Source organism: Thermodesulfobacteriota bacterium (assembly GCA_036397855.1).
Classification (GTDB): domain Bacteria; phylum Desulfobacterota_D; class UBA1144; order Nemesobacterales; family CSP1-2; genus DASWID01.
In genome coordinates, this window is the sequence record DASWID010000062.1 from 1 (window position 1) to 3,293 (window position 3,293).

Consider the following 3,293-nt stretch of genomic DNA (forward strand, 5'->3'; position numbering starts at 1 on the left):
TACTAGTCTATCCTGATATGTTCCATTGCTTCTCTCTACTCGCCCTTTTGCCTGTGGAGAGTGGGCAGTGATTATTCTAATTCCTAGCTTCTGGCAAGCCCTCCCAAACTGTGTCACAACCTCATTACCACTTTGTTGAGCTTTGAGATTGGATTTTTCCGAAGGAATGTAGACATTTTTACAATCGGTATAAAGGGCTGCTGGAATGCCGTAGCGCTCTATCCATTTCCACAATAACACCATTGCAGCTGCGGTTGTTTCCTCGTGGTCAAATAGCGACATTGTCATCCCAGTGGCATCATCCACCATATTCATTAGACAGCAACCCTCTGCACGACCCTCAAACCACAGGTGAATTGATCCGTCCATTTGCACTAACTCTCCAAAATGTGCTTTCCTCTCTCGCCATGTCCTGTGCCGAGGTCTCTTTCGTCGTTTGTACCACAGGCTCTCCTTGATCAACCACTGCCGTAGCGTCTCATGATCTACTTTATATCCATCCAAATCTAACTTCTCCGAGGCCAATGTCGGTCCAAAATCACAATAGCGTTGTTGGTACCGCTCTAAGATTGCCTTTTTTACCTCTGGTTCAATTGCCCTATTCGATGGTTTTCCAACTAGACGATGAATTAATCCAGAGTTTTCTTCATCTACATAGCGCTTGTATATCCTTTGACATTGGCGGTAGCTCATATGTAATACCACAGATGCCTCTTTCAAACTCATCTGTTTTCTCTTAACACGCTCTAGCACCTTTTTACAATCTCGTTCCTTTCGACTGATTAGGAAGTGTCCTTTCATATGCACCCTCCATTCGGGTGCATTTTACTTCTCCACTCTCTCTTCAATACGACATTTCTAAATAGTTATATATAGGACATTTCTAAATAGTTATGACAGTTGTGAATGATCTGGCTTGAAAATCGGTCGTTTATTAATTACCCTTCCGAGTGAAATGCACATAAAATCAGGGGATTATGTCTTCCTCTTGTCTTCGGATAATAAAACCTTTCTAGTTAGAATAAGAGAAGAGAAGGCCTTTGGGACTCATCACGGCAATATTAACCTCAAGGATGCGATAGGCAGAGGATATGGCGAAGTTATCTACTCGCAACTGGGCAAACCGTTCATCCTCCTTGACCCCACTCTTGAGGATAGAATGATGAAGGTGAAAAGGCTCACGCAGATAATTTATCCCAAGGATGCGGCGTTAATTCTGCTCAAGACAGGCTTACGATCAGGAATGACTGTAATTGAGTGTGGCTCGGGTTCGGGGGCGCTCACTATAGCTCTTGCCAGCGCCGTAGCTCCGACTGGGAAGGTGTACGCATACGATAGAAGAGAGGATTTTCTCGAAAATGCCAGAAAAAACGTGGAGGAAGCGGGGTTTTCTGATTTTGCAGAATTCAAGTTGAGAGAGGTAGGGGAGGGGTTTGATGAAGAAGAGGTGGATGTTGTCGTGCTCGATCTTCCATCTCCCTGGGATGGGGTTCCCGCTGCTTCACGATCTCTCAGGGGTGGAGGAAGGATTGCCAGTTTATCGCCGACATATAATCAGGTCGAAAAAACTGCGGAGAGTTTGAGCGAAAATGGATTTGTTTATCTTGATACAATAGAGGTTCTGGTCCGTCGAATACTGGCCCGTTCGGGTAAGACCAGACCATTTGAACGGATGGTGAGTCATACCGGGTTCCTCACGTTTGGACGGAAGGCGATTATTACAAAGACTCAGCCGACAACTGACCCGGGTGAAGAAGAGTGAGAAGAAGCGGGAGGCGATATACATGATGCAGGATGCACGGTAGAAGGTGCATCAACAATCGTTCGTCATGAATTATGAATACTGCATTGTTCGTTTTATCCCTATAAATTCGCGTTTATGCGGGCCAGTAATTGCCAATGAAAATAAAATCACGTCCGGACGATTTTATTGTAGAGGAGTTTTTAGACCTTCCCGAATTTTCTCCCACCGGTGAGTATGTTATATACAAATTGGAAAAGAGTGGACTCTCTACACTCGATGTTCTAAATCAACTTGTTCGCAAGTACAAAATACCCGATAGGGAAATGAGTTTTGCCGGCATGAAAGATAAGTACGCTCTCACTTCTCAGTACTTGAGCATAAGAGGTGGTAAGACTAAAACGATTAAAGAAAAAAATTTTATCTTAACTCCTCTTGGGAGAGCAACTCGTCCAATGGGCCCTGATTTGCTCAAGAGAAACAGGTTTAAAATAACACTCAGGGATTTAGATAAGGTATCTATTACAAAGATAGTGGGTAGCCTCTACCGGGTATCAAAACACGGGTTTCCCAACTATTTCGGAGAACAGAGATTCGGTTCTGTAAGGTCCGGAGGCGAATATCTGGCAAAACATTTAGTTTTAGGAAATTTTGAAGAGGCTCTAAAGATACATCTCACTCAATGGTCTTCTAAAGACAGGTCCCGTATTAAGGAGTTGAAGAAATTTATATCTCGGCACTGGTCCGATTGGGAAAAATGTTTGAAAGTTGCTCTACCCCTGAATGAAAGAATCATAATTTCGTATCTTAGAGACCATCCCAGGGATTTTTCGAGGGCTTTAAACTTAATAAATGCGAGGATGTTATTTCTTTACATTGCTGCTTATCAGAGTTATCTCTGGAACGAAATGGCGTCCGATTATTTAAGGATGCATTTTAGAGAAGAGGAACTAATAAAGTTTCATTATCAGGCCGGAGAGATGGTATTTTATAAGACCATTTCCGATGAATTATTGAAAAGATTCATGGAAATTCAGGTGCCACTAGTAGACCATAAGGTTGAATTCACAGAAGAAAAAATAAAGGCTATCGCTGAAATGACAATCAGAAGAGAAGGCATTTGTACGGGAGGTTTTAGATTGAATAAAATTAAGAAAGCGTTCTTCAAATCAGTTCTAAGGTACCTTATTGTGTTTCCGGAGGAGCTAGAAATATGTAACCCAATTCCCGATGAAATTTATCCAAATAAACTCAAGCTTACGGTCTCCTTTTTTCTGCCACCGGGAAGCTATGCTAGCGTGCTTCTCAGAAGGATCGATACCGAATCAAGGATTCGTTTGTAGATAGAGTAAAGCATGTTTTACTTGGTCATGAGTATTGTGTAAGCTAGTTTTCCATGGGGAGAAACGCGATGAATTTTCAAGATAGGATAAACAAACTTTTGGAATTTAGGAGCGATAAGTTTCCCATTACCTCCCTTTATCTGAAACTCGGTCCCAAGGATAGAGAAAATTTTCAATACAGAATCACTCTCAAGAATCTCATAAAAGAA

The 3,293-nt window shown here is 42.2% G+C and carries 3 protein-coding genes; 2 read left to right on the plus strand and 1 reads right to left on the minus strand.

Going from position 1 to position 3,293, the window contains the following annotated elements; genetic code table 11:
* Positions 1-801: ISNCY family transposase (locus tag VGA95_04870; GenBank protein HEX9665875.1), on the minus strand; the 801-nt coding region annotated here is incomplete at its 3' end.
* A 154-nt stretch (positions 802-955) separates the two neighbouring features.
* On the opposite strand from VGA95_04870, the gene VGA95_04875 reads away from it, so the two are divergent.
* Both VGA95_04875 and truD read left to right on the plus strand, forming a co-directional pair.
* The gene (locus VGA95_04875; protein ID HEX9665876.1) at positions 956-1,762 is read left to right on the plus strand and encodes a tRNA (adenine-N1)-methyltransferase; all 807 of its coding nucleotides are present in this window, start codon (positions 956-958) and stop codon (positions 1,760-1,762) included.
* A 137-nt stretch (positions 1,763-1,899) separates the two neighbouring features.
* Complete coding sequence (truD, locus tag VGA95_04880; protein ID HEX9665877.1) at positions 1,900-3,084, plus strand: tRNA pseudouridine(13) synthase TruD; 1,185 nt, start codon at positions 1,900-1,902, stop codon at positions 3,082-3,084.
* Positions 3,085-3,293 lie beyond the last annotated feature (209 nt).